Raw genomic sequence first — 3619 nt, forward strand, 5'->3', positions numbered from 1 at the left:
CTGCCGCCGGGGACGGCCTGCGGCGCTGCCGGCCGGCCGGCGGGCTCGCGCCCGGCCCGTGCGGCGGCGGGTTCCGCCGAGCGCGCACCCGTCGTTGGACTGCTCATGGACCTGCCGACCCCCGTTCGCGCACCTGCCCGGCCGTCGACGAGGGTAGGCCACCGGGGCGCCGGCCCCGGCCGAGCGCGCGGGCGGGTCGGCCACCGGTGGGCGCGGCCCCCGCTCCCGCGGCGGGTCAGCGCAGGGTGACGACCGCGCCGCCGGTGGGGGTCCAGGTGATCCAGCCGCCCTGGAAGTCGCTGCGGCGGCCGCCGCCGGGGACGGCGTGCTCGTCGGAGGTGGGGTAGCCGAGCCGGCCCGCCTCCCAGCCCTGCCGGGCCCACGCGTCGCGGATCGCGCCGTGCACCTCGTGGGCACCGGTGGCCGGCGACCAGTAGACGGACCCGCCCTGGAAGTGGGTGAAGGCGCCGCCGGGCAGGGCGACCTCGTCGGTCACCGGGTAGCCGAGGAAGCCGGTCTCCCAGCCCAGGCCGGCCCAGGCGTCGCGGACGGCGCCGCGCACGAGGTGCGCACCGGTGACCGGGGACCAGTAGACCGAGCCGCCGAGGAAGTGCTGGCCGGCGCCGCCGCGGCGGAGGGCGAACTCGTCGGTCGTGGGGAAGCGCAGCACCGAGCCCTCCCAGCCCAGGGACCCCCACTTGTCGCGGATCGCGCCGCGGACCGCGTGCGCGCCGCTGGCCGGCGACCAGTAGACCGAGCCGCGCTGGAACACCTGGTAGGTGCCCTCCACCTGCGGCAGCGCGTGGTGCGGGGTGGTCGGCCGGCCCAGGACGCCGGTGTCGCCGCCGAGCTCGCGCCAGCGGGCGGTGATCTCGGCCGTCCCGCCCGGCAGCAGCACCCACCAGTTCGAGCGCAGGCCGAAGCGGGTGGCCGAACCGGTGACGGTGGCCTCCCCCGTGGTGCAGCGCACCCGCACGGACGTGATCCGCCCGCCCCACGCCCCGCGACCGTCGCGGCCGTCGACGACGAGGCCGAGGACCTGCCCGCCGGTGCCGGGGCAGGAGCGGGCGACGGTCGTGACGGGCAGCGAGGCGGTCCAGGAGGCGACGGTGTCCTGCGGGGCCCTGCCCTCCGGGGAGGACCAGAAGTCCTCCGCCGCGCGCAGGTAGGGCCGGCTGCCCTGGACGGACCAGCCGCCGTTGCTGGAGGAGAACTGGGTGAAGGCGGGCTGCCCGGCGTACTCGCGGATCTCCAGGTCGGTGGCCCGCACGGCCTCCGTCGTGGAGGGCGACTCCAGGGCCGTCACGGTGCCGGCCGCGTCGCGGGAGGCGGAGCCGGCGTAGACCTGGCAGCGGTCGGTGTCGCAGATGTCGGCGGTCTCGCCGGGGCTGAGGGTGGCGTAGGCGTAGCTGCGGGCGGCCACCGCCTGCGCCCGCAGCGCCTGCTGCGCGAACCAGGCCGGGGACTCCCGGGGCACGACGCCGAGCAGGTAGTCCTCCAGCCAGGTGTCGTTGACGGGGGTGACGGGTGAGGCGACGGGCACCCGCAGCACGCCGCGGTAGCGGTTGCCGGAGCCGTCGGCGCGGGTGAGCCAGACCCCGTCGGGGGTGGCCAGCACCGGGGCGCTCGTCCACGTCTCCCGCCACAGCTCGGTGCCGCCGGCGAAGGCGGTCCCCACGAGCGCGCCGTTCTCGGAGGTCAGCCGCAGCCGCTGCCCGGGCGCGACGGTGCGGGCGGAGGTGCTGATGGTCAGGGCCGCGGAGGAGGGGGTCTCCACGAACACCTCCGAGCCGCTGAAGCGGGTGAGCTGCACCCGCAGCGGCCGGTTGGGGCGGGTGGCCACGACGGTGCCCGGGTAGTAGTCGGCGAGGATGCGGCGGTAGTCCTGCCCGGCCAGCGCCCGCGACTGCGCCCCCCACTGCGACATGCCCGCCCCGTGCCCCCAGCCGCGGCCGGTGACCTGCCAGGCGCCGGAGGCGGGGGCGGGCCACACCTCCGCGGCCGCCGCCGGCGCGGCCCCGAGGGTGAGGGGGGCGACCAGGGCTGCCGTCGCGAGCACGGGGGCGGTGAGGAGGGCTGCGGCGCGACGGAGGATCACGGTTCCGGATTGTGAAACCGTTGTGACGGGCGGTCAACCTGGCGGCGGCGGCGGCCCCGGCGGGCGCCACCGGCCGGCGGCGCCCGGTCGCTGCGGGGTCAGGTTGCTAGGGTCGGGCGCTCCGGCCGCCGGGGTCCCACCCGCCGCCCGTCCACCCGCTGAGGAGGCCCGTCCCGTGATCGACGCCCTGGGCAACCCGCAGTCCGTCCTGCTGCTCGGCGGGACCTCCGACATCGGCCTGGCCACCGTGGAGGGCCTGGCCGACGGCCGCGCGCTGCGGGTGACGCTCGCCGCGCGCGCCGGCGGGCGCCGCGACGGCGCGGAGCAGCGGCTCAAGGCCGCCGGGCACGCGGTGCGCTCCGTGGACTTCGACGCGGAGGACACCGCCGCCCACGCCCGCGTGGTCGAGGAGTGCTTCGCCGAGGGCGACGTCGACGTGGCCGTGGTCGCCTTCGGGCAGCTCGGGGACGCCGAGCGGCTCTGGCAGGACGCGGACGCCGCGGCGCAGCTGGCCACCGTGAACTACACCGCCCCGGTGGCCTTGGGCGTGCGGCTCGCCGAGCGGCTTCAGCGGCAGGGTCACGGCACGATCGTGGCGTTCTCCTCGGTGGCCGGGGAGCGGGCCCGGCGCTCCAACTTCGTCTACGGCTCCACCAAGGCCGGCTTCGACGCCTTCTACACCGGCCTGCGCGAGGCGCTGCGGCCGGCGGGCATCAGGGTCGTCGTCGTCCGGCCCGGCTTCGTGCGCTCGAAGATGACCGAGGGCATGAAGGAGGCCCCGCTGGCCGTCACGCCCGAGCAGGTGGCCGCCGTGACCGTCGACGCGGTGCGCCGCGGCAAGGAGACGGTGTGGGCACCGGCCCCGATGCGCTGGGTCATGTCCGCCCTGCGGCACGTGCCCGCCCCGGTCTTCCGCCGCCTGCCGATCTGAGGCCCCCGCCGCCCGACCGGCGCCCCGGCGTGAGGCGCCTCGACGCGGCCGCGGGGGCGCTGGCCCTGCTCACCGGGCTGGTGGTCTTCGGCTGGGGTGCGGGCGCCCCCAGCGCGTGGCGGGACGAGGCCGTCACGATCGCGGTGGCCTCCCGCGACGTCGGGCAGGTCCTGGAGCTGGTCCGCGGCGTCGACCTGGTGCACGCACCGCACTACCTGCTGGTGCACGCGCTGTTCGGCGCCGACGTCACCGTGCTGCAGGCGCGCTGGGTGTCCGTGGTGGCCGCCGCCCTGACCGGGCCGCTGCTCTACGCCACCGGCCGGCGCGCCGCCGACCGGGCGGTGGGGGCCACCGCCGCGGCGCTGTGGCCGGCGCTGCCCCTCGTGAGCCGCTACGCCCAGGAGGCGCGCCCCTACGCGCTGGCGGCGCTGCTGGCGGCGCTGGCCACGTACCTCCTGGTGCGCGCCGGGACGTCGCGGCGCTGGTGGGCGGCGTGGGCGCTGTGCCTGCCGCTCGTGGTGGCGGTCAACACGATGATCTCCTCTAAGGCCGCGCCCGCCTCTGAGCGATCGCGCAGGTCCTTCCAGAGG

3 protein-coding genes are annotated in these 3619 nt (G+C 77.7%); 2 read left to right on the forward strand and 1 reads right to left on the reverse strand.

Annotated features, from left to right (window positions below; genetic code table 11):
• Positions 1–235: 235 nt before the first annotated feature.
• The gene (locus ABEB16_RS14815; RefSeq protein WP_345713005.1) at positions 236–2098 is read right to left on the reverse strand and encodes a SpoIID/LytB domain-containing protein; all 1863 of its coding nucleotides are present in this window, start codon (positions 2096–2098) and stop codon (positions 236–238) included.
• A gap of 175 nt (positions 2099–2273) precedes the next feature.
• Between ABEB16_RS14815 and dprE2 the strand changes: the two genes are divergently transcribed.
• Both dprE2 and ABEB16_RS14825 read left to right on the forward strand, forming a co-directional pair.
• Positions 2274–3029: a decaprenylphospho-beta-D-erythro-pentofuranosid-2-ulose 2-reductase gene (gene dprE2, locus ABEB16_RS14820; protein ID WP_345713006.1), complete on the forward strand. Its 756-nt coding sequence runs from the start codon at positions 2274–2276 to the stop codon at positions 3027–3029.
• 29 nt (positions 3030–3058) lie between these two features.
• A partial coding sequence (locus tag ABEB16_RS14825; RefSeq protein WP_345713007.1) for a glycosyltransferase family 39 protein occupies positions 3059–3619 on the forward strand: 561 nt, incomplete at its 3' end.

Source organism: Kineococcus glutinatus, assembly GCF_039542765.1.
Taxonomy (GTDB): domain Bacteria; phylum Actinomycetota; class Actinomycetes; order Actinomycetales; family Kineococcaceae; genus Kineococcus_A; species Kineococcus_A glutinatus.